Below are 25,296 nucleotides of genomic sequence, written 5' to 3'. Positions count from 1 at the left end.
CACCCGAGCCGCCGCGGCCCCCGCCGCGACCGCCTCCGCTCGACGGCCTTCGCCGGGACCGTCTCCGCCGCCCCGGCCGCCTCCACGACGCCACCCTCTACGACGCCACCCTTCATGACCGGCTCCTCGCCTCGGGATTGAGCCAGGACGCGACCAGGTCGGCCACCAGGTTGGCGCCCAGCACGACCAGGGCGAACAGCGCCACCAGCGCTTGCACGACGGGGAAGTCCTGGCCGCGGACGGCGTCCAGCGTCAGCGTCCCGATGCCCGGGATCGCGAACACGACCTCCACCAGCAGCGCCCCGGTGATCAGCACCCCGACCTCAAGGCCGATCACCGTCACCAGCGGCGCGGACGCGTTGCGGCTCACATGGCGGAAGAAGATCCCCCGCCGCGAGACGCCCTTCATCCGGGCGGTGCCGACGTAGTCGGCGCCGTACTCCTTGACCAGCGAGGCCCGGAAGGTCCGCAGCTGCTGGCACATCAGCGACAGCGCCAGCGCGAGCGCGGGCAGCAGCAGGTACCACAGGGCCTCGCCGAGCCCCACCTCGGACGGGCTGCGGTAGCCGCCCGCGGGCAGCCACGGCAGCCACACCGCGAACACCAGGATGAGCATGAGCCCGACCAGGAAGTTCGGGACGGCGATCCCGAGGACCGCCACCCCGCGCAGGACGCGGTCGACCAGCCCGCCCGGACGCAGGCTGATCGCCGAGCCCATCAGCACCGACGTCACCACGGCGATCACCATGGCCAGCAGCGACAGCAGCAGCGTCGGCGCAAGGTTCTCCCCGATCAGCGCGGTGACCGAGCCCCGGTGGTGCAGCGATTCGCCGAGGTCGCCGCGCGCCGCGTCGCCGAGCCACGACAGGTACTGCGCCACCAGCGGCCTGTCGAGCCCCAGCTCCTGCCTGACCTGCTCGACCTGCTGCCGCGAGGCGCTCTCCCCGGCGACCACCGACGCCGGGTCGCCGATCGAGAACAGCATCAAATAGGTGCCGAACGTGACGACGATCAGGATCGGGACGGCCGCGAGCAGCCGCCTGGCCACCAGCTTGACGATCAGCACCGCCATGGCGTCGCTCCCCGGACGGTCGGTGGCATCCGATCAGCCCTTGACGCCGCGGAACGACGGGAACGACGGGGCCCAGGGCGCCTTCCAGCCGGACACGCCGGGCGCGATGACGTAGGCGGTCTCCGGGGTCAGCACCGGCACGAGGAGCATGCCCTCGGTGATGGCCTTGGAGATCTCCTGGTAGATCGCCATGCGCTTGGCCTGGTCGGTCTCCCGCAGGGCGTCCTTGGCCAGCTTCTCGACCTTGTCGTTCTTCATCCCGCCGGGGTTGTAGAGGCCCTTGGCGAGGCCGTAGCGGTCCAGGGTGTCGGACGGGTCGAACGCGTTCCCGGTGGCGCCGAACGCCATCGCCACGTTCTTCTCCGCCGTGAACCGGCTCACGACCTGCGGCGGCGCGACGGCGGCGACGGACGCGTTCAGCCCGATCTTCTTCAGCTGCTCCTGGACGATCGTGGCGAGCTGCTCGAAGACCTGGTTGCCCGCCACCGTGACGATCTCGACCTTGGCGCCGGTCGCGCCGGCCTCCTCGACCAGCGACTTGGCCTTCGCGAGGTCGTAGGGGACGAGGCTCAGGTCCAGGCCCTGCGCGTACGCCTTGGTCCCGGCGCCGAAGAACTGCCCGTTGGGCTCGCACTTGCCGTCCAGCAGGCCCTGGCAGATCGCCTTGCGGTCGAGCGCGGAGTTGACCGCCCGCCGGACCCGGACGTCGTCGAACGGCTTCATCGCGGTGTTGAAGGAGAACGTGTAGTTCTCCGAGCCCATGCTGCGCTCGATCTTGTAGCCGGCGGTCTCCGCGGGCTTGACCATCTTCTCGGGGAGGATGGTGACGTCCAGGTCGCCGGAGCGGACCGCGTTGAGCTTGGCGTCGTCGGCGAGGTAGTCGATCTCCAGGGTCCTGGCCGCCGCGGCCTTCGCGTCCCAGTAGTTCTTGCTGGCGGTGTAGACGACCCGGTTGGCCTGGACGCGCTGGAGCGTGAACGGCCCGATCCCGGCCGACGCGCGGGTCAGGTCGGTCCCGTCCGCGATCGCCTTGTCGGAGATCATCTGCCCGGCCGACCCGGCGAGGATGCGCGGCAGCGCGCCCACCCCGTCCTTCGCCCGGAACCTGACCTCGGTGGCGCCGCGCTCCTCGACGGTGACCCCGGCGAGCTGCGGCGCGTTGGTGCTGCCCTTGAGGGTCTGCGAGCGCTTGACGTTGGCCGCCACCGTCTTGGACGTGAACGCGGTGCCGTCGGGGAAGGTCAGCCCGCCGCGCAGGGTCATGTCGAGGTAGGGCCCGTCGCCGTCGCTGCCGGGCGTCCACTTGGTGGCGAGCAGCGGCTGGACGCTCTCGTCCGGCGCGAGGAGCGTCAGCGAGTCGTACAGGGGAGCGGTGTACATGGCCATCTGCCGGATGGGCAGCCGGGCGGGGTCGAGGGTGGTCTGGGCGAAGGCGGCGCCGACCTTCAGCACCCCGTCGTCCGACTCGGTCCCGCCCTCGCTCGGCCCGCAGGCGGCTGTCAGCCCGAGGAGCGCCGCCGCCGCGGCCGCGATCGCCGTCCGTCTGTTCATGCTCCGACCACCGATTCTCTCTGGACAAGATCCCGCGCCATCCGGTGCGACCAGCAACGATGGCCGGAGGATTCCCTGAAAGTGATTTTATACTCAGTTTTTTAGCGACCGGCAAGGGTTCGGACGGGTTCGGTCTCGCCGGGAGTTCGTTGACCGGGTCAACTTTCGCGCGCCCCCGTTGCCCCAGCATCTTCCAGGACTTTACTAATTCTAAATTCAACTTCATACTGGTCCGGATGACGGACGACGACGGCACGCTGAAGAGGATCGCCCTCGAAGAGGCGCTCTCCCTGCCCGGCATGGGCTCCGAGGCCGGCGGGATGGTGGGGAACCCGCACTACGGCTTCGAGCCGTCCGGCCTGGGCAAGCGCTAGAAGGGGGGAGCGGAATGGCCAACACACCGAAGGGTCGGCGCACCGAGGCGGCCTTCCTGGAGGCCGCGCGCAAGGTGTTCGCCGAGAAGGGCTACTTCAACACCAAGATCTCCGACATCGCCGAGGCCGCCGGGCGCTCGGCCGGGTCGTTCTACAACTACTACGACAACAAGGAGGAGCTGCTCGAAGCGCTGCTCGGGCAGTTCTCGTCCGAGGTGCAGGGCACCACCGCCCGGCTGCACCACAAGGGCGACCCGTACGAGAACATCGTCGAGGCCGTGCGCGCCTACTGGTCCGGCTACCGGAAGTACCTGCCCGAGATGATCGGGGTCTTCCAGATGTCGATGACCGACCCGGAGTACGCGCGCAAGTGGCGCCGCAACCGCGCCGCGGGGGTGCGGAGCATCGTGGACGGCATCGTCCGGGCCCGCAGCGAGGGCTACGACCCGGGCCTCGACACCGAGGTGCTGGCCTCCGCGCTGGTGTCCACCCTGGAGTCGTTCTGCTGGGTGTGGATGGTCGGCGGCGGCGACGAGGGCGTCCCGGCGCCGGACGACGAGACCGCGATCCGCACCCTGGCCGCCATCTGGTACCGGACGGTCTTCTTCACCGCCCCGGACGACGCGCCGGACGACGCGCCGGACGGCAACGGCAGGCGGCAGCCCACCCGGCGCGCGGCGGCCTCGGCGCCGGTCAGCTAGGGGCCGCGGCCCCGCGGCCGCGCAGCTCCCTTCGCAGGATCTTGCCCGACGCGTTGCGCGGCAGCGCCTCCACCACCTTCACTTCGCGCGGGCACTTGTAGTGCGCCAGCCGCTCCCGGCAGAAGGCGATCACCTCGTCGGCGTCCGGCTCGGCGCCGGGACGCGGCACGACGACAGCGAGCACCGACTCGCCCCACCGCTCGTCGGGCTGCCCCACCACCGCGGCCTCCAGCACCGCCGGATGCTCGGCGAGGACGTTCTCCACCTCGGCCGGGTAGATGTTCTCGCCGCCGCTGACGATCATGTCGTTGATGCGGTCGGTCAGGTACAGGTGGCCGGACTCGTCCAGGTAACCCGCGTCGCCGCTGCGGAACCAGCCGTCCGCGTCCACGACCTCGGCGGTCTTGTCCGGCATGCCCCAGTAGCCCGCCATCATCCAGGGCATCCGCAGCGTCACCTCGCCCACCCCGCCCGGCGGCAGGACGCGGCCGTCCACCGGGTCGACGACCCGGACCTCGGCGCCCGGCACCGGACGGCCCGCCGACGACAGGTGAGGGCCCGCCTCGTCATGCTCGTCCGCGCCGAGGGTGCAGACCGTCCCGCAGGTCTCGGTCAGCCCGTAGACCTGGACGAAGTCGCAGCCCAGCGCCGCCCGCGCCGCCTTCAGCAGCGCCGGGGTGATCGGGGAGCTGCCGTAGGCGACCAGCCGCAGCGCGGACAGGTCGTGCGCGCCCACCTGCCCGCTGTCGACGACGGCGCGCAGCATCGCCGGGACGAGCTGCGCGTGCGTGACGCCCTGCTTCTGCAGGGTGCCGAGGACGTGGGCGGGGGAGGCGTCCGCGACCAGCGAGATCCGGGCGCCGAGGCGCAGCCCGTACAGCGTCCAGACGCCCCCGGCGACGTGGAAGACCGGCGCGACGATCAGCAGGACCGGGGACTCCGGCCACTCCCACCCCGGGTAGGCGTCGAGCGCCTTGGTCCACCGCCCGGCCTCGTAGAGGACGCCCTTGGCCCGGCCGCTCGTGCCGGACGTGTAGTACAGCAGCGTCGGGTCGCCCTCCCGGGTGCCGCGCCCGCCAGGTTCCGCCGGGAAGCCGCCGTACCAGGCGCGGAAACCGTCAGCCGCGCCCCCGCCGCGGATGACGACGACGGGCGCGGACGAACCCCCGGGCAGCGAGTCCCGCAGGAGCGGCTCGAACTCCTCCTGGACGACGACGATCCCCGGGCCCGCGTCGGCGATCACCGCGCTCAGCTCGCGGGCCGACAGCCGCCAGTTGAGCGGGTTGGTCACCGCGCCGACGCGTTCGGCCGCCAGGTGCAGCAGGGCGTAGTCGGGATGGTTGCGGCCGAGCCAGGCCACCCGGTCGCCGGGCTCGATCCCGGAGGCGAGCAGCCCTCCGGCGATCCGGTCGGCGGCGGCGTCCACGTCCCGGTAGGTGAGCGGCGGGCCGTCGTGGCCGGCGAAGGCGACGGCGCCCGGCCGCAGCTCGGCGTGCCCGCGGACGAGGGCCTCGGTGGTGCGCATCCTCGATTCTCCCTTGCTAGTGCCGGACGGCGGAGGTGGGAACGGGAGAGGCGTCGTCCGCGCGGCGGACGACCCCCCGGGAGGCCAGCAGGTCGATCTCCTTCTCCGGGCACCCGGCCCACTCCCGCAGCACCCGCGCGGTGTCGGCGCCGAGGAGCGGGCCCGGGGTGCGGATCGCGCCCGGCGTCCGGCTCAGCTTCGGGACGACGCCCGGCATCGGGATCTCCAGGCCGGTGCCGGGGTCGGCGAGCCGCACGATCATCTCCCGGGCGGCGTAGTGCGCGTCGGCGAGCATGTCCGCCGGGGTGTAGATCCGGCCGCGGGGGACCGCGTGCTCGTCCAGCAGCCGTTCGGCCTCCTCCAGCGGGAGACCGGCGACCCAGCCGCCGATGACGGCGTCCAGCTCGGCCATGTTCTGCCCGCGGGCCTGGTGCGTGGCGAACCGGGGGTCGGCGGCCAGCTCCGGGGTGCCCATCGCCGCGCAGAGGCGGGCGAACAGGGCGTCCCCGTTGGCGGCGATCAGCAGCTCGCCGCCGTCGCCCGCCCGGTAGACGTTGGACGGCGCCACCCCCGGCAGCGTGCTGCCGGTGCGCGTCCGGGTGGAGCCGGCGAGCTCGTGCTCGGCCAGCGTGGACTCCATCAGCGCGAACACGGCCTCGTACAGCGCGACGTCGATCTCCTGGCCGCGCCCGCTGCGGTGGCGCTCCTGCAGCGCGGCGAGCACCCCCATCACGGCGAACATCCCGGCGAGCGCGTCGCCGAGGCTGACCCCCACGCGCGTCGGGGGACGGTCGGGGTGCCCGGTGAGGGCGCGGATCCCGCCCATCGCCTCGCCCACGCTGCCGAACCCCCGGTCGTGCGCGCGCGGCCCGCTCTGCCCGAAGCCGGACACGTGCGCCATGATCAGCTTCGGGTTCGCGGCCGAGAGCGCGGGGTAGTCCAGGCCCCAGCTCGCGAGCCTGCCCGGGGCGAAGTTCTCGACCACGATGTCGGCCTTGCCCGCCAGCCGCCGCACCAGGTCCCGGCCGCGCGGGTCGCGCAGGTCGACGGCCACGGACCGCTTGTTGCGGGCGAGCTGCGCCCACCACAGGGACTGGCCGTCCCGCATGACGCCCCAGCGGCGCATGGCGTCGCCGTCGCAGGGCTCTATCTTGACGACCTCGGCGCCGTAGTCGCCGAGGAGCTGGCCGGCGAACGGGCCGGCGATGAAGCTGCCGAGTTCGAGGACCCGGACGCCGTCGAGGGGAGTGCGGCTCACGGAGATCGGTCCCTTCCTAACAAACTGAAACTGAAACTAGTCTCAGTCTTGGTCTCCGCGCAATCCCCGGACGGACGGCGGCGGTCTTGATTTTTCTGAATCTGAAATTAGTCTTGGTGTCGGCTCCAGGCAACCACGGCGCCCGGCGCCCGCCCTGTCAGAGCCGTCGCCGCCGCCCCCCAGAAGGGAATCCGCATGCCCGTCCGGTCCGCCGACTCCACCTCCCCTCTGCCCTGGAACTGGCCGGAGCGGCTGCCCGCCGCTATCGAGGTCCGGGAGGTCGGCCCCCGGGACGGGCTGCAGAACATCGACGTCACGCTGACCGTAGAGGACAAGGTACGGCTCATCCGCGCCGCCGCGGCGGCGGGCCTGCGCCGGATCGAGGCGGCGTCGTTCGTCAGCCCGCGCGCCGTCCCGCAGATGGCGGACGCGGAGGAGGTGGTCCGCGCGGTGCGCGACCTGCCCGGGGTGTCGGTCGAGGCGCTCGTGCCCAACGGCCGCGGCGGTGAGCGGGCGATCGGCACCGGCGCCGTCGACCGCCTGGTGTTCGTCGTCGCGGCGAGCAGCACGTTCAACGAGCGCAACGTGCGGATGACCACCGAGGAGTCGGCGCGCGAGCTGCATCGCGTCGCGGGGCTCGCCGCAGCGGCCGGGACGCCGCTGAGCGTCGTCGTCGCCACCGCGTTCGGCTGCCCCTACGCCGGCGACGTCCCCGCCGAGACCGTGCTCTCGCTGGTGAGCCTCGCGGTCCGGGAGGGCGCCGACGAGGTCTTCCTCGCCGACACGACCGGCATGGCCACGCCCGCGTCGATCGCCTCCCTGGTGCCCGTCGCGCGGTCCGCCGCCGACGGCCGTCCCGTGGGGCTCCACCTGCACGACACCCGCGCGCTCGGCATGGCCAACGCGCTGACCGCGCTGACGCTCGGCGTCACGCTGTTCGACGCCTCGGTCGCGGGCATGGGCGGCTGCCCGTTCGCGCCGCCGTCGGCCCGCGGCAACATCAGCACCGAGGACTTCGTCCATCTGGCGCACGAGCTGGGCACCGCCACCGGCCTCGACCTTTCCGCGCTGGTCGGCGCCGCGCGGCTCGCCGAGGAGCTCACCGGACGCGAGCTGCCGGGCCAGATCATGCGCGCCGGGCCCCGGCTCCCGGTCGCCACGGGCTGAATGCCGGGGGCTCAGCCGTTGGTCTCGGGCTCCTGGTGGTAGACCGCGCGGTACCAGAGCTGGCTGAGCGTCTCGATGGCGGCCTCGTCGTCGGGGGCGTCCACGTCGGTGTCGCCGCCCGAGACCATCCAGACCCAGCAGAACGACTCCAGCACCGAGACGATCGCCGAGGCGAGGAGCCCGGGCGCGGCGCCTACGCGGTACCCCGACCGCTCCGCGTTCCTGATCCCCGCCCGCACCACGCGGATGCCGATGGCGCGCTGCTCCCGCCACCGCTGCGCGAAGGTCTCGTCCGTCATGGACATCTGGAACACGCCCACCATCTCGGCGAGGTACTTGCGGTAGGTGGTCCAGTACGCCCGGACGGCGCCGCGGATGCCCTCCAGCGGGTCGTCGCTCTGCGCCTGGAACGAGCTCTCCAGGACCTCGACGGAGAACTGCTCCAGCAGCGCTTCGAGCAGCTCTTCCTTGTTCTCGTAGTAGTTGTAGAACGAGCCGGGGGACCTGCCCGCCTCCCGCGCGATGTCGGAGATCTTCGCGTTGAAGTAGCCCTGCTCCGCGAAGACCTTGCGCGCGGCCTCCAGGAACGCCGCCTCCGTCCGCCGTCCCTTGGGCGTGGGTGGCTTCGCAGGCATCCTGCAACCCCTTCTGATGACGGCGGACCGCTCCCGCGCACCTGGTGAACGTGAACCGAAGTTTAGAGGATCACCCGCCGCCCGGAGTGCGCTCCCGACCCCGTTGACTAAAACTGAATTTAGCATCAGTATTATCCGCCAAGGCGGCATTGCCCGCCGCACGACCGGACGGCCGATCGAAGGGACGCACCCATGGCGATGATGACCGGGGAGGAGTACCTCGCCTCACTCGACGACGGCAGACGCATCGTCGCCGAGGGCGAGGACATCAAGGACCTGGCCACCCACCCTCAGTTCGCCACCGCGCTGAAGCTGGTGGGTGCCGGGTACGACCGGCATCACCGTCCCGGAGACGACGCCAGCGGCCCCTACTTCAAGATCCCGCGCAGCCCCGCCGAGCTGAAGGACATCCTGGAACTGCTGCTCGGCTGGGACATGGTCACCGTCACCACGTCCCAGGGGCTGCTGGCGCTGCTCACCGCGGCGGCCCGGATCCGCCCGGCCGACGCGGAGTACGCGCGGCGGATCGAGGACTACTTCGCCCACTGCCGGGACAGGGACCTGCGCTGCGTGCAGGCGATCACCGACGCCAAGGGCGACCGCAAGCGCCCGCCGAGCGCGCAGGACGACCCCGACGTCTACACCCGCATCGTCGAGCGCCGCCCGGACGGCATCGTCGTCCGCGGCGCCAAGCTGCACATCTCGTCGGCGGCGGTCAGCCACGAGCTGGTGGTGATGCCGACCAAGAACATGAAGCCGGGAGAGGAGGACTGGGCGGTCGCGTGCGCGATCCCGGTGAACGCGCCGGGCGTGACGATCGTCAACACCAGCTACGCGCCGCGCGAGCGGCAGGCCGACTTCCCGGTCAGCTCCCGGCACAACATGCCGGAGGGCTTCGTCATCCTCGACGACGTCTTCGTCCCCAACGAGCGGGTGTTCCTGGCGGGGGAGATCGAGCACTCCGCGACGTTCGCGCACTCCCTCGGGCTGTGGGAGCGGCTCGGCGGGACCGCGCACCTGGCCGAGTACGGCGACACCCTGGTGGGGCTGGCGCAGCTCATCGCCGAGGCCAACGGCACCGACCGCGTCCCGCACATCCGCGAGAAGATCGCCGAGATGGTCATCTACGCCACGCTGGTGCGCGGCGCCCTGGAGGCGGCCATCGCCAACGCCGAGGCCAGCCCGGAGGGCTGGTACTTCCCCAGCGAGCTGTACACCAACGCCGCCAAGCACTACGGCGCCGCCGAGTTCAGCACGATGATCCGCCATCTGCACGACATCGGCGGCGGGGCCATCGTCACCGCGCCGTCCGTCAGCGACCTGGAGCACGCGGAGGTCGGCCCGTTCATCCGCAAGTACATGCGGACCAAGGACGGCATCGACGGCGAGTACCGCACCCGGCTGTTCCACGCGATCCGCGACTTCACCGCCGACGCCTACGGCGGCTGGCAGCTGGTCACCATGCTGCAGTCCGGAGGCGGCCTCTACGCGCAGCGGCTCGTGGCCCGCAAGCACTACCCGATGGACGACGCGAAGGCCCTGGCGCTCAAGCTGGCCGGGCTCGCGGAGGACTGACACCGTGCCGAGCGACAACGACCCCCTCAGCCTGGACGCCTTCCGCGAGGAGGCCGAGCGCTTCCTGCGGTCGATCGCCGGCGAGTTCGCGACCGCCGAGCGTGCCGGGGGGCGCCGCGCGTCCGACCGGATCGCCGCCGTGGAGGAGCTGGGCGAAGGCCACGAACTCCAGGTCAAGCAGGCCAGGGAGCTCCAGGCGCGGCTGTTCGACGCCGGGCTGGCCTGGCCGAGCGGCCCGGCCGACTGCGGCGGGCGCGGGCTGACCCGCGAGCACGACCGGATCGTCGAGCGCCTCCTCGCCGACATGGGCTTCCCGTCGCGGGAGATGCTGTTCGTCGGGCTGCACATCGTCGCGCCCGCGATCGACGCGCACGGCACGGCGGAGCTGCGGCGGCGGATGCTGACCGCGCTGTACCGCGCCGACATCATCGGCTGCCAGCTGTTCTCCGAGCCGGGCGCCGGCTCCGACCTCGCGGGCGTTTCGACCCGGGCCGTCCGGGACGGCGACGACTGGGTCCTCACCGGCCAGAAGGTGTGGACGTCGATGGGCCACCTCGCGGACGTGGGCGAGGCGCTCGTCCGCACCGACCCCTCGGCCGGCAAGCACGGCGGCCTGACGGTGTTCCTGGTGGACATGCACGCCCCCGGCGTGACCGTCCGCCCGATCCGGCAGATGACGGGCGGGTCCGCGTTCAACGAGGTGTTCCTGGACGGCGTGCGCGTCCCCGACTCCCACCGCGTCGGCGGGGTCGGCGAGGGCTGGCGGGTCGCCGGGACCAGCCTCGGCAGCGAGCGCGAGACCATGATCGGCGGCGACGGCCCGGTCAGCCCCTACGTGCTGGAGCGGGTGGTGGCGCTGGTCGAGCGGCTCGGCGCGGCGGACGATCCCGTCCACCGGCGGCGGATCGCCCGGACCGTCGCCGCGGTCACCGCGATGCGCGCCGCCGCCGCGCTGCCGGACGGCTCCTGGGGGCACCGGACGGCGTCGGTGTCCGGGTCCGTCCTGAAGATGCTCATGACCCGGGCCGTGGACGAGATCGCCGCGCTGGCGGGCGAGGTCCTCGGCGAGCGCGCCTTCACCGACGGCGGCGAGCCGGACGCCTACGCCTGGTCGGAGTTCGTCCTCGGCGCCCCGGCCATGCACATCGCCGGCGGCACCGACGAGATCCAGCTCAACATCATCGCCCAGCGCGGGCTCGGCCTGCCCCGGCCGCCGAAGCCGGGCTGACGTTAGGACGGCACACGATGGAATCCTTCATCCAGCTGCGCAAGGGAACCACGCCACGGCAGGTCCACCGCGACCTGGACGGGCTGAAGGAAGACGAGATGGGCAGGTCCGGGTTCACCGGCCGGACCACCTTCTTCTACCGCCGCAACGACCCGTCCAAGTACCGGGTCGAGGGCGATCTGCGTCCCCTGGACGTCCAGACCGGGACGCTCGAACCGAGCGACCTGCACGATGCGGCGGGCGAGCCGCTGCCGCTGCTGAGCAACGACGACTGCCGCATCCTGCTCAGCCGCCGCGGGCAGGCGGCGCCGTTCTACGAGCGGAACGTCGACGGCGACGAGCTGTACTTCGTGCATCGCGGCACCGGGCACTTCGAGACCGAGTTCGGGCGGTTGGCCTACCGTCCGGGCGACTACGTCTACCTGCCGAAGGCGACGACCTACCGGCAGGTCCCGGACGGTGAGTCGCACCTGCTCATCGTCGAGGCGCGGGAGGAGTTCCGGGTGCCCGAGGCGGGCGCGATCGGCCGGTACTTCCCCTACGACCCCGCGCTGATCACGATCCCGGAGCCCGAGGTGTTCGAGGAGCCGCGGCGGGACGAGCACGAGATCCGCCTCCGCCACCTCGGCGGCCGGACGTCGCTGTTCACCCCCCACCATCCGCTGGACGCGGAGGGCTGGCGGGGCGACAACGTCGCCTTCACGTTCAACATCGACGACTACGACGTGATCACGTCGGAGAGCGTCCACCTGCCGCCCACGGTGCACCTGTTCATGCAGGCCACCGGCGTGTACGTGATGAACTTCCTGCCGCGTCCGGCCGAGATGGTCCCGGGCGTGGAGCGCATCCCCTGGTACCACCGCAACGTCGACTACGACGAGGTCGCGTTCTACCACGGCGGGAGCGTGTTCGGCGTGGACATGCCGGAGGGGCTGCTCTCCGTCGTCCCGCAGGGCATTCACCACGGGATTCCGGAGCGGGCGAGGGAGCGGTCGCGGCGCAGGTTCGACGTCGACCAGCGCGTGGAGTGGAAGGTCATCGCGATCGACACCCGCCGCAGGCTCACCCCGAGCCGGGCCCTGCTGGACGCGGCCCTCGGGGAGGGCGCATGACCGCCGTCGCCGCCGACCGCCACGAGTACGACCGCGTCCCGTATCTGGTGATCTTCAAGGACGACTCCGCGTACCGCGACACCTACGGCGGCGTGGTCGAGGACGTCGTGCTGGAGAGCTACCTGCTCAGGCCGCGCGGCGTCCCGTCCGACACGGTGATCGTCTTCATGCACCCGATCGGCGGGGGCGCCTACCTGCCGATGTCCAACGCGCTGCCCCGGGCCGGGCACCACGTCATTTACTGCAACAGCCGGTACCGCGGCGTGGACAGCGCGCTGATCATGGAGAAGGTCGTCCAGGACCTCGGGGCCTGCGTCCGGGACGCCCGCGAGCGGCTCGGCTACCGCAACGTGATCCTCGGCGGCTGGAGCGGCGGCGGCTCGCTGTCGCTGTACTACCAGCAGCAGGCGCAGTCGCCGACCGTCACCGCCACCCCCGCCGGTGAGGCCCCCGACCTGACGAAGCTCGGGCTGCAGCCCGCGGACGGCCTGATGCTCCTCGCCGCGCACGTCAGCAGGCACGGCACGCTGACCGAATGGATGGACGCCTCCATCCTGGACGAGCGCGACCCCGAGAACCGCGACCCCGAGCTCGACCTCTACGACCCCGAGAACCCGAACCGGCCGCCGTACACCGAGGAGTTCCTGGCCCGGTACCGGCAGGCGCAGATCGCCCGCAACCGGCGGATCACGGCATGGGTCAAGGAGACCCTGGAGGACCTGCGCGGCAGCGGGCGGCCCCTGGAGGAGCGGGGGTTCGTCACCCACGGCACGATGGCCGACCCGCGCTGGCTGGACCCGGCCGTCGACCCCAACGACCGGCGTCCCGGCCGGTGCTATCTGGGCGATCCCAAGGTCGTGAACATGGGGCCGGTGGGCCTGGCGCGGTTCTCCACGCTGCGGAGCTGGCTGTCGCAGTGGAGCTACGACGACGCCAACGGCGACGGGCTGCGCTGCGCCGCCGACCTGGAGGTCCCGACGCTCGTCATCGGCAACTCCGCCGACGACGCCTGCACCCCGAGCCACACGCAGCGGCTCTACGAGGCGGTCGGGCACAAGGACAGGACGCTGCACACCGTCCAAGGAGCCAACCACTACTACTCGGGCCCGAGCCAGCGTCCGCACCTGGCGGAGGCCGTGAACACGATCACCGAGTGGCTGGCCGAGCGGGGCTGGGCGGGCGCGAAGTGAGCGAGGAACTGCTGAGCCCGGAGGAGGTGCGGTCCGCGCTGCGCGCGTACTTCGCCGGCTCCTCCGCGCTGGACGAGGCGAGGGCGCTGCGCGACGACGCCGCAGCCTTCGGCGAGGACGGGTTCGACCGCGACCGCTGGCGGGCGCTCGCCGGCGAGGTCGGCCTGGTCGCGATGGCCGGGCCGGAGGAGGCGGGCGGTCTCGGGCTCGGGCTCGCCCATCTGACCGCGGCGCTCGAAGAGGCGGGCGGGTGCCTCTACCCGGGGCCGGTGCGGGCGTCCGTCCTCGCCGCCTGGACGCTCGGCCTCCCAGGCGCGAGCCTGCCGGACGGCGCCGAGGCCCTCCTGGACGGCACCGCGATCGTCGGGATGCCGCAGTCGTTCGCCGGCCGGCGTCCGGAGGTGGTGCTCTCCGCCGATGGGCGCGTCTCCGGAACGGTGCGCGCCGTCACCCACGGCATGTCGGCGGACGTGCTGCTCACCCTGGCCGACTCACCGCAGGGGGCCGTCCCCGTGCTGGCCCGCCTGGACGGCGAGGACGGCGACGTCGCCCGGCGCCGGGTCCCGGCCACCGACCTGACCGCCGCGCTGGCCGACCTCGAACTACGAGCCGTGCCGGCGACGGTGGCGGCGCCCGGTGACACCGCCGCGCACGCCAGGGCACGGGACGCCGCGCGGCTGCTGCTGGCGGCCGAGCAGGTCGGCGGCGCGCAGGGCTGCCTGGCCCACATGGTGGACTACGCGAAGATCCGGACGCAGTTCGGCCAGGTCATCGGCGGCTACCAGGCGATCCAGCACCGCTGCGCGCGGGTCGCGGTCGCGGTCGCCGGGGCACGCGCGCTGGTGCTCGCCGCCGCCAAAGCGATCGACTCCGGCGAGGGCGAGGCGGCGCATCAGCTCGTCCTGCTGGCCAAGGCCGAGGCGTCCGAGGCGTTCGACGAGGCCGCCGACGCGCTCGTCCAGGTGCACGGCGGCATCGGGTTCACCTGGGAGCACGACGCCCACCTGTACTTCAGGCGGGCGCGGGCGTCGTCGGCGCTCGACGGCCACCCGTCCCGGCTGCGCGACGAGGCCGTCACCGCCGGATGCCTGTCCCTCCTCACCCGGGCCCCCGCCGGCTGACCCCCGTTCCAAGACGACTCCGAAAGGACATGCCGTGCCGACTCCCTTCATCGTGGAGGCCGTCCGTACCCCCGCGGGCAAGAGGGGCGGGTCGCTGTCAGGGTGGCATCCCGCCGAGCTGGCCGCCGAGACGCTGAAGGCCCTCGCCGGGCGCGCCGGGATCGACCCCGCCGCCGTCAACGACGTGATCATGGGCTGCGTGACCCAGGTGGGGCCGCAGAGCACGAACATCGCGCGGAACGCCGTGCTGGCGGCCGGATGGCCCGCCGGGGTCCCGGGGACGACCGTGGACCGCCAGTGCGGCTCGTCCCAGCAGGCGGTCCACTTCGCGGCGCAGGCCGTGGCGTCCGGCTTCATGGACGTGGTCGTCGCCGCCGGCGTGGAGTGCATGAGCACCGTGCCGATGTTCTCCAACGCCCCCGGCGGCGACATCCGCGCCGTGTACGGGGACGAGGTCCAGGCCCGGTACGCGGGCCGCGTCTCCTACGGGACCCCGGGGCTCGTCCCGCAGGGGATCTCCGCCGAGCTGATCGTGGACCGCTGGAACCTGGCCCGTGAGGAACTCGACGCCTACGGCCTGCGCAGCCAGGAGCGGGCGGCGGCGGCCACCGCCGAGGGGCGCTTCCGCCGCGAGATCGTCCCGGTGGCGCGGAAGGTCCGCGACCGGGAGACGGGCGAGGTCGCCGAGCCGGGCGGCGGGCCGCTCACCGAGGACGAGTGCATCCGCGCCACCTCGGCGGAGGCGCTGAGCGGGCTCAAGCCCGCGTTCGTCCCCGACGGGCGGGTGACCGCCGGGAACTCCTCGCAGATCGTGGACGGCGCCGCCGCCGTCCTCGTCATGAGCGACACCGCCGCCGACCGCCTCGGCCTGACGCCCCGCGCGGCGATCCGGGGCATGGCGGTGGTGGGCGACGACCCCGTCGACATGCTCACCGCGCCCATCCCCGCCACCCGCGACGTCCTCGCCAGGACCGGCCTGACCGTCGCCGACATCGACCTGTTCGAGGTCAACGAGGCGTTCGCGCCGGTCGTCCTCGCGTGGCAGCGCGAACTCGGCGCGGACATGGACCGGCTGAACGTCAACGGCGGCGGCATCTCGCTCGGCCATCCGCTCGGCGCGTCCGGCGCCAAGCTGATGACGACGCTGCTGCACGAGCTGGAGCGCACCGGCGGCCGGTACGGGCTGCAGACCATGTGCGAGGGCGGCGGCATGGCCAACGCGACGATCATCGAGCGCCTGTCATGAGCGGCCTGTTCGCGCTGGACGGGCGGGTGGCGATCGTCACCGGCGCGTCCAGCGGCATCGGGCGGCACATGTGCGGCGTCCTGGCCGGGGCGGGCGCGACCGTCGTCGCCGCGGCCCGCCGGGAGTTCCGCCTGCGGGAGCTGGCCGCGACGGACGACCGGATCATCCCCCAGGCGTGCGACGTCACCTCCACCGCCGACTGCGCCCGCGTCGTGGAGCGGGCGGCGGAGCTCGGCGGCCCGCAGATCCTGGTCAACGCGGCGGGCCTCGGCGACCCGGTCCCCGCGTTCGACCTGACCGCCAAGGAGTTCCGGCGCACGCTCGACGTGGACCTGACCGCCGCGTTCGAGATGAGCGTCAACGCCGCGCAGGCCATGCGGGGCCGGGGCGGCTCCATCGTCAACATCGCCTCGATCCTCGGCCTGGGCGCCTCGTGGCCGGTCACGCAGGCGGCCTACTGCGCGGCCAAGGGCGGGGTCGTCAACCTCACCCGGCAGCTCGGCGCGGAATGGGCGGACGAGGGCATCCGCGTCAACGCCATCGCGCCCGGCTGGTTCCCCAGCGAGCTGACCGAGGAGATGTTCGCCGACGAGAAGGCGATGCGGTGGCTCCGGCGCAACACGCCCATGCGCCGCCCCGGCCGCCTGGCCGAGCTCGACGGGCCGCTGCTGCTCCTGGCTGGCGACGCGGGCGGCTTCATCACGGGCCAGACCATCGCCGTGGACGGCGGCTGGACCGCCCGATGAGCGGAGGAACCGTGCGAAGAAGGCTGTACGACGACGTCCACGAGGACTTCCGGCAGAGCTTCCGCTCCTTCGTCGCCGCCGAGATCGTCCCGCACCACGACCGGTGGGAGGACGCCGGGCGGGTGGACCGCGCGATGTTCACCGCCGCGGGCGAGGCCGGGTACCTGGCGATGGCGGTCCCGCCGGAGTACGGCGGGCTCGGCGAGGACGACTTCCGGTTCAACGCCGTCATCGGCGAGGAGCTGCAGCGCGCGAACGTGATCGGGTCGGGCATGTGCATCACGCTGCACAACGACGTCGTCCTGCCCTACCTGCTGCACTTCGCCGACGACGCGCAGAAGCGTCGGTGGCTGCCGGGGATGGTGACCGGCGAGACGATGGGCGCGATCTCCATGACCGAGCCGGGCGCGGGCTCGGACCTGGCGGCGCTGACCACGAGCGCCCGGCTGGACGGCGGCGACTACGTCGTCAACGGCGCCAAGACGTTCGTCACCAACGGCCTCAACGCCGACCTCGTGATCCTGGCCGCCCGCACCGACCCCGCGGAGCGCCACAAGGGGATCAGCCTGCTGGTCGTGGAGGACGGGACGCCCGGCTTCACCCGCGGCCGCCACCTGGACAAGATCGGGCTGCGCAGCCAGGACACGGCGGAGCTGTTCTTCACCGACGCGCGGGTCCCCGCCGCGAACCTGCTCGGCGGCGAGGGCGAGGGCTTCGCCATCCTGATGCGGAACCTGGCCCAGGAGCGGCTGGGCCTCGCGGTGTCGGCGATCTCGGCCGCCCGCGCCGCCCTCTCCTGGACGGTCGAGTACTGCAAGCAACGCGAGGCGTTCGGGCGGCGGCTGATGGCGCACCAGAACACCCGGTTCACCCTCGCCGACCTCGCCGTCCAGGTGGACGTCGGGCAGACCTTCGTCGACGCGCTCATCGAGGCCCACGGCCGGGGGGAGCTGACGGCCGAGGACGCCGCCAAGGCCAAGTACTGGACGACCGAACTGCAGCAGACGGTGGTCAACCGCTGCCTGCAACTGCACGGAGGCTACGGGTTCATGCGCGAGTTCCCGATCGCCAGGGCCTACCTGGACGCCAGGATCCAGACGATCTTCGGCGGTACGAACGAGATCATGAAGGAGATCGTCGCGCGGACCCTGGACGGTGACCGGCGATGAGCGTCGGCGTCACCCGCGACGGCGGGATCACCGAAATAACACTCAACCGTCCGGCCAAGCGCAACGCGATGACCGACGCGATGTGGGGAGCGCTGGAGGAGATCCTCACCGACCTCCAGGACACCCGCGTCCTGATCATCACCGGCGCGGGCGGCTCCTTCTGCGGCGGCTCGGACGTCTCGGGCCTGCTGGACGACCCCGGCTCGCTGCCCGACCGCATCGCCGTGTCGAACCGGTGCGTGCTGGCGATGCGCGAGCTGCCCGTCCCGACGATCGCGAAGGTCGGCGGGCCCGCCGCAGGGGCAGGCGCGAACCTCGCGCTGGCCTGCGACTTCGTCCTCGCCGCCGAGGACGCCTACTTCGCGCAGCTGTTCGTCCACCGCGGCCTGTCGGTCGACAGCGGTGCGAGCTGGCTGCTGCCCAGGCTGGTGGGGGACCGGCGCGCCCGCGAGCTGTGCCTCCTGGGCGACCGCGTCGGCGCCGAGGCCGCGCTCGAGACCGGCATGATCACGCAGGTCGTCCCACCGGACGGCCTGGACGCGGCGGTGACCGACCTGGCCGGGCGCCTCCAAGCCCTCTCCCCGGCGGCCCTGTCCGGCACGAAACGCATGCTGAACCGGACATGGCAGACGACCTTCGCCGAGGCCCTGGACGCCGAGGCCGCCAACCAGGTCCACGTCATCCAGAGCCCGGAGGCCCGCGCCGCGATCACAGCCTTCACCACCCGCCGCCCCTGACCGGCGGCGCGGTCCCGCGACCGCGTCAGGGGCTGACGCGCAGGGCGATCATGGCGATGTCGTCGGTGCCGGTGCTCGGCATGTCGTCCAGGAGAGCGTCGCAGAAGTCCTCCAGCGGGCGGGACACGAGCGCGGACGCGTGCCGGCGGAGCCGCTCCAGGCCCGCGTCCAGGTCCTCGCCGGGCCGTTCGACGAGGCCGTCGGTGTAGAGCAGCAGCGTGGAGCCGTGCGGCAGCGGTTCGATCGCGCTGTGGTAGGGCTGGTCGAGCGGGGAGCCGAGGAGGGGGTCGGCGACCTCGTCCAGGAGGCGGGCGTCGCCGCCCGGAGCGATCAGCAGCGGCGGCGGATGCCCCGCGACGGCGTAGTTGAGCTGCCACCGGCCCGGTTCGGGCTCCTCGACGCGCGCCAGGACGCAGGTCGCCGTCGCGTCCGGGTCCACCGTCTCCATGGCGACGTTGAGGCGGCGGAGGATCTCGCAGGGCGGGGTGAGCCGGTCGGCGGTCAGCACGCGCAGCATGTTGCGCAGCCGGCTCATCTCCACGGCGGCGGCCAGGTCGTGGCCGACGACGTCGCCGATGGCGAGCGCGGTCGCGCCGTCGGGCAGGACGAACGAGTCGTACCAGTCGCCGCCCACCTCGGCCGCGGCGGGGCTCGCCAGGTACCGGGCCGCGAGCTCCAGATCGTCGAGCTCGGGCGGGTCGGCGAGCAGGCTGTGCTGGAGCGCCAGGGCCAGCTGCTGGGTGCGGTGGAACTGGACGGCGTTGCTCAGCGCGTCGTGGGTGTGGTTGAAGACCTGCCTGATGAGGGCGATGTCGTCGGTTCTGAGGGGTTCGCGGTCGCCGAGCCGGGCGGCGGTGACCGCCGCCGCCAGGGTCCCGTCGACGATGACCGGCATCAGCACGACGCTGGTGGCCTTGGCCTGGGTGAGGAAGGTGACGGTCGACCTGGGCAGCAGATCCCGGGGCGGGCGCCCCGGCGGGAAGGTGAGGTGCAGCGGGCGGCGCCGCTTGATCGCGCGGGCGAACCCGCTGTCGGGGGCGAAGCGCTCCTCGCCGGTCGGTGGCAGCCGGCGGGTCCCCGCCCGCGCGGCGGTGGCGATCCGGCGCACGACGATCGGGGCGCCCGCCGGACGGTCGACCAGGTCGGGGAGCAGGTACACCCCGCACCCGTCGGCCAGCGCGGGGACGAGCACGTCGGCGAGCGCGCCGAACACATCGGCCAGCTCGGTCTGCTCCACGGCCGCCGCCGCGGCGCGGTCGAGGAGGTCCCTGCGCTGCCGCTCCCGCCACTGCTCCTCGACGTCGGTGCAGGTGCCGACCCACTCGACCACCTCGCCGTCCTCGAGCACGGGCGCGGCCTGGACGTCGTAGTGCCGGAACTCCCCGTCCCGCCGCCGCACCCGGTAGGTGTAGTACCAGGGACGGGCGTGCTCGCACGCCTCCCGCCATGACCGCAGCGCCGCCGCGCGGTCGTCGGGATGCAGGACGTCCGACCAGCCGTCGTCGCGGTACTCCTCCCACGACTGCCCCGTGACCCGCTCCCAGACCCCGCTCGACTCGGTCACCCTGCCCGCCGGGTCCGCCACCCACACGATCTGCGCGCCCAGCCACACCAGGCTCTCGTACCGGCGCCGGATCCGCTCCTGCTCCCGGGTGGCGCGGTCGGCCCGCCGCGCCGCGGCGACCTGCTCGGTCACGTCCACCGCGATCAGCAGCACGCCGGGCCGCCCGTGGGTGAACCGGGACAGGCTGACCGACAGGAACCGGTCCGGGTCGGCGGACGGGGCCGCCCGCACCGGCGCCTCGACCAGGCTCACCGGCTCGCCGGTGGCGAGCACGTGGTCGAGCAGGCCGGCGTAGTCGTGCCGCGTCCGGTCGCTGAACGCCTCCGCGAGCGGCCGGCCGAGCGGAGGGTCGCCGACGTAGGCCCGGAAGGCGCGGTTGGTGTACGCCACCCGGTGGCCGGGCCCGGCCGTCAGGGCGACCGCGACCGGCGTCGGGTCGAACGCCTCAAGCGCGAGCCACTCCATTCCACGGCTGTCGCCGTCATGCATCACACGTCCCTCGGTTGGTCCCCCGCACCCTGGGATACCCCCTCCCTACCCACGATGCCGGGCGGTATCAGCCCTGGGCCGCGCGTGCCGCCTGGGCCGAGTGGGTCGCGTTGGGCGGACGTGGAGTTCTGGACGCGGACGGCCGCATGCGGACTCTATGGAACGCCAACCATTGGGAGGCAGGAGACGTCTTCTTCAACATCGATGTCACTTGGCGCGATGGAGGTCCAGAATGCGCGCATTTATCGGGGGCTTGTTGACACTCGTCATGTCGGCCGCTCTCGTCGGAGTAACCGGCACGTCCGCGTCGGCGGCCTGCGCGACCCCTTGGGGTTCGCTGGAGAAGGGCTCGCTGAGCGGCTACTCGGAGGGCCCGCTGGAGCGGGTCCGCACCGGTCAGCAGTCCTGCTACGACCGGCTGGTCATCGAGGTGGACGGGACGGGCTTCGGCTACCTCGCCGGATACGTCGACGAGGTGGTCCAGGAAGGCTCCGGCAAGCCGGTTCCGCTGCGCGGCGGCGCCAAGCTGCGGATCATCGTCCAGGCGGCCACCGCGCCCGGCTTCCCCGCCACCTCGCCCGAGCTGGCCAACGTCAGCGGCTACTCCACGTTCCGGCAGGTCGCCGGAGCGGCCTCCTTCGAGAGCCAGACGACGATCGGCGTCGGCGTCCGGGCGCGGCTCCCGTTCCGCGTCCTCACCCTCCCGCGCGACGGCGGCGGCACGCGCCTCGTCGTCGACGTGGCCCACACCTGGTAGTTCCCCGGCACGCCGCGGCGGCCCGGTCCCGCACCGGGCCGCCGCCCTTCCGCCGCCGCTCCTCCGCTGCCGCCTTCGCCGCCGGAAATCCCGTTCCCGAAAAGGGGATGAATTGCGGACCAGAACGGCCTGCGCGGCGATGACCGGCTGCTTCTGAAAGCGCCCTACCAGGGCGCTTATTTAATACGTAGACCTATCTTCCGATTCCGGGATTGCTTCTCCCTCTCCCTCCATCGACCGTGTGTCCCGGCGGCCCCGGGCCGCCGGGAGGTACACCCCCAACCCCCCATGGAGGAGAGGCACATGCCGAGCAAACGGCTGACGAGAACGGGCCTGGCCGCGGTGGCCGCCGCCGTGGTCGTGAACGGCGTCCCCGCGCACGCCGAACTCGCCTCGGGCGTCCAGAGCGACGCCGCGGCGGCCAAGACGCAGAGCGCCCAGGCGCAGCCCGTCGAGGCGCACGGCATCACCGCGGAGGAACTCGAAGCGGCCGGCTCCGCGCTGATGGAGCCCCCGCCGGGCGGCTGGCCCGTCCCGAGCAGGCGCAGCTACTACCTCACCGGGTCGTGCCAGGCGTCCGCATCGGTGATCGCCGCGGGCGCGGCGGCGTGGCAGGGGCTCACCCAGGGCGGCGGGACGCCGGTGGAGTGCCGCAACAGCTACATCACCGACTGCGGCGGAGGCGGCAGGATCGTCGGCTGCAACTGGGGCCGGGGCCAGCGCATCGCGCTGTTCCTGGGCGGTGTCAGGGACCAGAGGCTTCTCGCCGCGCACGAGTTCGGCCACGACTGGTACGGGCACAGCAGCTACCGGTGCGCCGGCTGGGGAAGCGCGTCCGAGGTCATGGCGCCGTCCCTGTGCGGCGGCAAGCTGGGCAAGACGCCGCTGATCCCGATCGACTGACCCTTCCCGCCCCGGAGAGGATCCGGCAGAGACACGGCGTGCGTCCCCGTCAGCGACCTGGCGGGAACGCGCGCCGTTTCCGCGCTCCGGCGGACCGCGGGGCCGGGCGGAAACAGGGATTTCGGGTCGCGGGGTTGTCGCGGACCGGTACAAGACTTAACTTCACTGTCACCGCGGTACCGGCTGCCAATCGCTCCCAGTGACCCCGACCGCTCCCCGTTACCGGCCGGCCGCGGCGTCACCCGCCGGAGTCGTCCATGAACCCCCCGCCAATCCGCACCCCGGCCGCGCCCGTCCTGATCGGCAGGACGGGCGAGCTGAACGCGCTGCTCGACGTCGCCGCCCGTCCACCCGCCGTGGCGCTGGTGGAGGGAGAGGCGGGGATCGGCAAGACCCGCCTGATCCACGAGGCCCTCCGGCATCCGTCGCTCCGGGACCGCGTGATCCTGCTCGGCCGCTGCCACCCGCTCCGCGAGCCGTTCCCCTACGGCCCGGTCTTCGAACTGCTGCGCCATCTGCCCATGGACCGGGTCGCCGAGCCCAGCCCGGTCTGCGGCGCCCTGCGCCCCTACCTGCCCGAGCTGGCCGACCGGCTGCCGCCCGCGCTCGAACCGCTGCACGACGCGCGGGCCCGCGAGCACCGGGTGTTCCGCGCCGTCCACGCGCTGCTCGGCGCGCTCGGCGAGGCCGTCATGGTCGTCGAGGACCTGCACTGGGCCGACGACGGCACCCGGGACCTGCTGCGGTTCCTGGTGGACGATCCGCCCGCCGGCCTGTCGGCGGTGCTCAGCTACCGCCCGGAGGACCTGTCGGGCGACCGGCTGCCGCTGGGGCGCGCCTTCCGGCACCCTCCCGGCACCACCGCTCTGCTCCTTCCCCTCCGGCCGCTCGACGTGCAGGGCGTCCGCGGGCTGCTCGCCGCGGTCACCGAGGCCCCCTGCCCCGAGGCCGCGGCGGACCTCGCCGAGGAGCTGCACCGGCGCAGCGCGGGCATCCCGTTCGTGGTGGAGGAGGTCGTCCGGGCCCTGCCCGCCTCGGTCCGGGGCGAGACGGGGGTGCTGGACGGGATGGAGGTGCCCACGCCGCTCCAGGAGGCGATCGCGGACCGGATGAGACCGCTCTCGCCCGCGGCGGCCGACGCCGTGCGGGCCGCCTCCGTCCTGCGCCTCCCGGCGGAAGAGGCGCTGATCGGCGCGGTCATGGACGGCCCGCCGCCGGGACGGCCGCCGTCCGCGGACCGCTCCTCCGCCATCCGCGAGGCGCTGCTCGCCGGCGTCCTGTACGAGTGGGGCAGGAACAGGTACGGCTTCCGGCACGCGCTGGCGCAGCAGGCCGTCTACTCCGCGCTGCCCGGCCCGGACCGGTGCCGGTTGCACCGGCAGGCGGTGCGGGCGCTCGCGGACGAGGAGCCGCCGCCGCTCGTCCAGCTCGCCTACCACGCGCGGGAGGCCGGAATGGTGGCGGAATGGCAGCGCTACGCCGAGGCCGCCGCCGCCACGGCCCGCGAGATGGGCGATCTGGCGGTCGCCGTGGAGATCCTTGAGGAACTGCTGTCCGACTCCCGTCTCGGCGGGGAGGAACGCGCCAGGATCGCGGTCGAGTTCAGCCGCGACGCGGTGCTCGGCCTCACCAACCGCCGGGCCGTGGAGCTGCTGCGGACCGTCGTCCGGGACGAGCACATCCCCGACGGCCTGCGCGGCGAGATCAGGCTGAACCTCGGGCTGCTCCTCTACAACCAGATGGGCGACCACGAGGCGGGCCGGAAGAGCACCGAGACCGCCGTCGAGGAACTGCGCGAGCGTCCGGCGCTCGCGGCCCGGGGCATGGCGGCGCTGGCGATGCCGAGCTGGGGCGAGCATCCGTTCCCCGTCTACCGGCGATGGATCGAGCGCGCCGAGGAACTGGTGGCCGCCGAACCCGACCCCGCCGTCCGGACGGCGGTGCGCGGCAACCACCTCACGCTGCTGATGTTCGAGGGCGACGCGACCGTCTGGGAACGTGCCGAGGCGCTCATCGACGCGGCGGGCGCGGGCACCGACCGCCGCCAGGTCGCGCGCGCCTGCGGGAACTTCGCCGACGCCGCCACCTGGCTCGGCCACTACCCGCGTGCGCAGCGGTTCCGCGCCGAGGGCGGGCGCCTCGCCGCCGAGTGCGCCGCCGCGTTCGTCGAGGGCACGATGGAGGGCACGGAGCTGCGTCTCGACTGGTACGCGGGCCGCTGGGACGGGCTCGCCGAGCGGGCGCGGCAGACGCTGGAGATCGACCAGGGCGTCTCCGGCATCGCGGCGGACGCCCACCTCGTGCTCGGCCTGCTGGCGTCCGCGCTCGGCACCTGGCGCACCGCCGCCGCGGAACTCGACGCCGCCGGGCTCGCCGACCCCGCGAACGCGCCCGCGACCGTCCTGGCGACCGCGTCCGGCGCGATGGCCCGGCTGCACACCGCGCGCGGCGACCTCGACGCCGCGGTCGCCGAGGCCCGGCGGGGCATCGCCCGGATACGCGCCAAAAGCATCTGGCTCTGGGCCGGCGACCTGGTGCCGATGGCCGTCGTCGCCCTGGTCCGCGCCGGCTCACCGGCCGAGGCCCGGCGGATCACCGACGAGTTCGCCGAGGGTATCGCGGGCCGGGACGCCCCGATGGCCGCCGCCGCGCTCCCGGCCTGCCGGGGCGTCCTCGCCGCCGGGCGCGGAGACGACGCGGGCGCGGCCGAGGCGTTCACCGCCGCGCGCGCCGCCTACGCCGCCCTGCCGCAGCCGTACCACGCCGCCCGCGCCGCGGAAGCGGCGGCCCGGTGCCGGTTGGCCCTGGGCGACAGCGCCCGGGAGCTGGCGAACCTGATGGAGGAGTACACGGCGCTCGGCGCGTCCCGGGACGCGGCGCGCTGCCGCCGGGTGCTGCGCGGCCACGGCATCGTCCTGCCCGCGCGCCGCGGCCGCCGCGGCTACGGCGACCAGCTCTCCCCCCGGGAGTGCGAGGTCGCCCGCCTGGTGGCGCTCGGCCACACCAACCGGGAGATCGCCGACGCGCTCGTGCTGTCCACGCGGACCGTCGAGCAGCACGTCGCCAAGGTCCTCCGCAAGCTCAACGTGAGATCGCGCGCCCAGATCACCCTGGAGGTGACCCCGCCTCAGCCGGAGAGCGTCTGAGCCCCGCGGCGGCCGGACCCCGGGTGGGGC

Annotated in this window: 21 protein-coding genes; 15 read left to right on the top strand and 6 right to left on the bottom strand. The window is 73.2% G+C overall.

Annotation, left to right across the window (positions count from 1 at the left end):
* Positions 1–112: 112 nt before the first annotated feature.
* Together E1264_RS02000 and E1264_RS01995 are read right to left on the bottom strand one after the other, a co-directional pair.
* Positions 113–1,072, bottom strand: coding sequence for an ABC transporter permease (locus E1264_RS02000; RefSeq protein ID WP_132168944.1), 960 nt, complete (start codon positions 1,070–1,072; stop codon positions 113–115).
* A 33-nt stretch (positions 1,073–1,105) separates the two neighbouring features.
* Complete coding sequence (locus tag E1264_RS01995; RefSeq protein ID WP_132168942.1) at positions 1,106–2,623, bottom strand: ABC transporter substrate-binding protein; 1,518 nt, start codon at positions 2,621–2,623, stop codon at positions 1,106–1,108.
* Between the two features lie 236 nt (positions 2,624–2,859).
* Here E1264_RS01995 and E1264_RS42930 point away from each other — a divergent pair, with 236 nt between their 5' ends.
* Together E1264_RS42930 and E1264_RS01990 are read left to right on the top strand one after the other, a co-directional pair.
* Positions 2,860–2,997 (top strand): hypothetical protein, encoded by a 138-nt coding sequence (locus tag E1264_RS42930; RefSeq protein ID WP_165963916.1) that lies wholly within the window; start codon positions 2,860–2,862, stop codon positions 2,995–2,997.
* Between the two features lie 14 nt (positions 2,998–3,011).
* Positions 3,012–3,698 (top strand): TetR/AcrR family transcriptional regulator, encoded by a 687-nt coding sequence (locus E1264_RS01990; protein WP_132168940.1) that lies wholly within the window; start codon positions 3,012–3,014, stop codon positions 3,696–3,698.
* Here the strand turns inward: E1264_RS01990 and E1264_RS01985 are convergent.
* A complete protein-coding gene (locus E1264_RS01985) occupies positions 3,691–5,223 on the bottom strand; it encodes an AMP-binding protein (protein WP_132168938.1) in 1,533 nt (510 codons plus the stop codon). The genes E1264_RS01990 and E1264_RS01985 overlap by 8 nt on opposite strands.
* Positions 5,224–5,239: 16 nt before the next feature.
* Positions 5,240–6,481, bottom strand: a complete 1,242-nt coding sequence (locus tag E1264_RS01980; protein ID WP_132168936.1) for a CoA transferase — start codon at positions 6,479–6,481, stop codon at positions 5,240–5,242.
* Positions 6,482–6,676: 195 nt separating this feature from the next.
* On the opposite strand from E1264_RS01980, the gene E1264_RS01975 reads away from it, so the two are divergent.
* Complete coding sequence (locus E1264_RS01975; RefSeq protein WP_207935670.1) at positions 6,677–7,648, top strand: hydroxymethylglutaryl-CoA lyase; 972 nt, start codon at positions 6,677–6,679, stop codon at positions 7,646–7,648.
* A gap of 11 nt (positions 7,649–7,659) precedes the next feature.
* Here E1264_RS01975 and E1264_RS01970 read toward each other — a convergent pair whose 3' ends face one another.
* Positions 7,660–8,283, bottom strand: coding sequence for a TetR/AcrR family transcriptional regulator (locus E1264_RS01970; RefSeq protein WP_132168934.1), 624 nt, complete (start codon positions 8,281–8,283; stop codon positions 7,660–7,662).
* 192 nt (positions 8,284–8,475) lie between these two features.
* On the opposite strand from E1264_RS01970, the gene E1264_RS01965 reads away from it, so the two are divergent.
* The 9 genes from E1264_RS01965 to E1264_RS01925 are packed head-to-tail and all read left to right on the top strand — an operon-like array spanning position 8,476 to position 18,407.
* On the top strand, positions 8,476–9,858 hold the full coding sequence (locus E1264_RS01965) for a 4-hydroxyphenylacetate 3-hydroxylase N-terminal domain-containing protein (RefSeq protein WP_132168932.1): 1,383 nt from the start codon (positions 8,476–8,478) through the stop codon (positions 9,856–9,858).
* A gap of 4 nt (positions 9,859–9,862) precedes the next feature.
* On the top strand, positions 9,863–11,086 hold the full coding sequence (locus E1264_RS01960; protein ID WP_132168930.1) for an acyl-CoA dehydrogenase family protein: 1,224 nt from the start codon (positions 9,863–9,865) through the stop codon (positions 11,084–11,086).
* A 17-nt stretch (positions 11,087–11,103) separates the two neighbouring features.
* Entirely contained in the window at positions 11,104–12,198 is a 1,095-nt protein-coding gene (locus tag E1264_RS01955; protein ID WP_132168928.1) for a homogentisate 1,2-dioxygenase, read from the top strand.
* On the top strand, positions 12,195–13,388 hold the full coding sequence (locus E1264_RS01950; protein WP_132168926.1) for an alpha/beta fold hydrolase: 1,194 nt from the start codon (positions 12,195–12,197) through the stop codon (positions 13,386–13,388). The genes E1264_RS01955 and E1264_RS01950 overlap by 4 nt, the downstream gene beginning before the upstream one ends.
* Positions 13,352–14,509: an acyl-CoA dehydrogenase family protein gene (locus E1264_RS01945; RefSeq protein ID WP_132168924.1), complete on the top strand. Its 1,158-nt coding sequence runs from the start codon at positions 13,352–13,354 to the stop codon at positions 14,507–14,509. Before E1264_RS01950 ends, E1264_RS01945 begins: the two co-directional genes overlap by 37 nt.
* Before the next feature lie 34 nt (positions 14,510–14,543).
* The gene (locus E1264_RS01940; protein ID WP_132168922.1) at positions 14,544–15,755 is read left to right on the top strand and encodes a thiolase family protein; all 1,212 of its coding nucleotides are present in this window, start codon (positions 14,544–14,546) and stop codon (positions 15,753–15,755) included.
* Positions 15,752–16,501, top strand: coding sequence for an SDR family oxidoreductase (locus tag E1264_RS01935; RefSeq protein WP_132168920.1), 750 nt, complete (start codon positions 15,752–15,754; stop codon positions 16,499–16,501). The genes E1264_RS01940 and E1264_RS01935 overlap by 4 nt, the downstream gene beginning before the upstream one ends.
* Before the next feature lie 11 nt (positions 16,502–16,512).
* Positions 16,513–17,670, top strand: a complete 1,158-nt coding sequence (locus tag E1264_RS01930; protein WP_132168918.1) for an acyl-CoA dehydrogenase family protein — start codon at positions 16,513–16,515, stop codon at positions 17,668–17,670.
* Entirely contained in the window at positions 17,667–18,407 is a 741-nt protein-coding gene (locus tag E1264_RS01925) for an enoyl-CoA hydratase-related protein (protein WP_132168916.1), read from the top strand. Before E1264_RS01930 ends, E1264_RS01925 begins: the two co-directional genes overlap by 4 nt.
* Before the next feature lie 25 nt (positions 18,408–18,432).
* Here E1264_RS01925 and E1264_RS01920 read toward each other — a convergent pair whose 3' ends face one another.
* Positions 18,433–20,460, bottom strand: coding sequence for a SpoIIE family protein phosphatase (locus E1264_RS01920; protein ID WP_132168914.1), 2,028 nt, complete (start codon positions 20,458–20,460; stop codon positions 18,433–18,435).
* A gap of 232 nt (positions 20,461–20,692) precedes the next feature.
* Here E1264_RS01920 and E1264_RS01915 point away from each other — a divergent pair, with 232 nt between their 5' ends.
* The 3 genes from E1264_RS01915 to E1264_RS01905 all read left to right on the top strand — a co-directional run bounded on the left by E1264_RS01915 (position 20,693) and on the right by E1264_RS01905 (position 25,266).
* Positions 20,693–21,217 (top strand): hypothetical protein, encoded by a 525-nt coding sequence (locus E1264_RS01915; protein ID WP_132168912.1) that lies wholly within the window; start codon positions 20,693–20,695, stop codon positions 21,215–21,217.
* A 303-nt stretch (positions 21,218–21,520) separates the two neighbouring features.
* The gene (locus tag E1264_RS01910; protein ID WP_132168910.1) at positions 21,521–22,120 is read left to right on the top strand and encodes a hypothetical protein; all 600 of its coding nucleotides are present in this window, start codon (positions 21,521–21,523) and stop codon (positions 22,118–22,120) included.
* Positions 22,121–22,377: 257 nt separating this feature from the next.
* The gene (locus E1264_RS01905; RefSeq protein WP_132168908.1) at positions 22,378–25,266 is read left to right on the top strand and encodes a LuxR family transcriptional regulator; all 2,889 of its coding nucleotides are present in this window, start codon (positions 22,378–22,380) and stop codon (positions 25,264–25,266) included.
* Positions 25,267–25,296 lie beyond the last annotated feature (30 nt).

This window comes from Actinomadura sp. KC216, from assembly GCF_004348535.1.
Taxonomy (GTDB): Bacteria; Actinomycetota; Actinomycetes; order Streptosporangiales; family Streptosporangiaceae; genus Spirillospora.
The sequence above is the reverse complement of the archived record's forward strand: the minus strand, read 5'-3'. Positions and strand labels throughout refer to the sequence as shown.

Bases quoted from the DNA above. Each gene is read 5' to 3' on its own strand.
- E1264_RS01950 (WP_132168926.1), top strand. From the start codon at position 12,195: ATGACCGCCGTCGCCGCCGACCGCCACGAGTACGACCGCGTCCCGTAT.
- E1264_RS01975 (WP_207935670.1), top strand. From the start codon at position 6,677: ATGCCCGTCCGGTCCGCCGACTCCACCTCCCCTCTGCCCTGGAACTGG.
- E1264_RS01985 (WP_132168938.1), bottom strand. From the start codon at position 5,223: ATGCGCACCACCGAGGCCCTCGTCCGCGGGCACGCCGAGCTGCGGCCG.
- E1264_RS01935 (WP_132168920.1), top strand. From the start codon at position 15,752: ATGAGCGGCCTGTTCGCGCTGGACGGGCGGGTGGCGATCGTCACCGGC.
- E1264_RS01920 (WP_132168914.1), bottom strand. From the start codon at position 20,460: ATGCATGACGGCGACAGCCGTGGAATGGAGTGGCTCGCGCTTGAGGCG.
- E1264_RS01925 (WP_132168916.1), top strand. From the start codon at position 17,667: ATGAGCGTCGGCGTCACCCGCGACGGCGGGATCACCGAAATAACACTC.
- E1264_RS01910 (WP_132168910.1), top strand. From the start codon at position 21,521: ATGCCGAGCAAACGGCTGACGAGAACGGGCCTGGCCGCGGTGGCCGCC.
- E1264_RS01915 (WP_132168912.1), top strand. From the start codon at position 20,693: ATGCGCGCATTTATCGGGGGCTTGTTGACACTCGTCATGTCGGCCGCT.
- E1264_RS01965 (WP_132168932.1), top strand. From the start codon at position 8,476: ATGGCGATGATGACCGGGGAGGAGTACCTCGCCTCACTCGACGACGGC.
- E1264_RS01905 (WP_132168908.1), top strand. From the start codon at position 22,378: ATGAACCCCCCGCCAATCCGCACCCCGGCCGCGCCCGTCCTGATCGGC.
- E1264_RS01970 (WP_132168934.1), bottom strand. From the start codon at position 8,283: ATGCCTGCGAAGCCACCCACGCCCAAGGGACGGCGGACGGAGGCGGCG.
- E1264_RS01955 (WP_132168928.1), top strand. From the start codon at position 11,104: ATGGAATCCTTCATCCAGCTGCGCAAGGGAACCACGCCACGGCAGGTC.
- E1264_RS01990 (WP_132168940.1), top strand. From the start codon at position 3,012: ATGGCCAACACACCGAAGGGTCGGCGCACCGAGGCGGCCTTCCTGGAG.
- E1264_RS42930 (WP_165963916.1), top strand. From the start codon at position 2,860: ATGACGGACGACGACGGCACGCTGAAGAGGATCGCCCTCGAAGAGGCG.
- E1264_RS02000 (WP_132168944.1), bottom strand. From the start codon at position 1,072: ATGGCGGTGCTGATCGTCAAGCTGGTGGCCAGGCGGCTGCTCGCGGCC.
- E1264_RS01995 (WP_132168942.1), bottom strand. From the start codon at position 2,623: ATGAACAGACGGACGGCGATCGCGGCCGCGGCGGCGGCGCTCCTCGGG.